The sequence below is a fragment of the Citrobacter sp. TBCS-15 genome, from assembly GCF_005280815.1.
GTDB classification, from domain to species: domain Bacteria; phylum Pseudomonadota; class Gammaproteobacteria; order Enterobacterales; family Enterobacteriaceae; genus Citrobacter; species Citrobacter werkmanii.
The window spans coordinates 1-215 of the sequence record NZ_SZWK01000033.1 but is presented as its reverse complement, the minus strand read 5'-3'; the positions used below and the strand labels follow the sequence as shown (position 1 = coordinate 215).

Annotated in this window: 1 pseudogene; it reads left to right on the top strand. The window is 54.9% G+C overall.

What is annotated here, in order from left to right:
- Positions 1-215, top strand: a pseudogene (gene tuf, locus FDW96_RS02810) (elongation factor Tu); the annotation flags it as partial.

Below are 215 nucleotides of genomic sequence, written 5' to 3'. Positions count from 1 at the left end.
CCGATCGTTCGTGGTTCTGCTCTGAAAGCGCTGGAAGGCGAAGCAGAGTGGGAAGCGAAAATCATCGAACTGGCTGGCTTCCTGGACTCTTACATCCCGGAACCAGAGCGTGCGATTGACAAGCCGTTCCTGCTGCCTATCGAAGACGTATTCTCCATCTCCGGTCGTGGTACCGTTGTTACCGGTCGTGTAGAGCGCGGTATCATCAAAGTTGG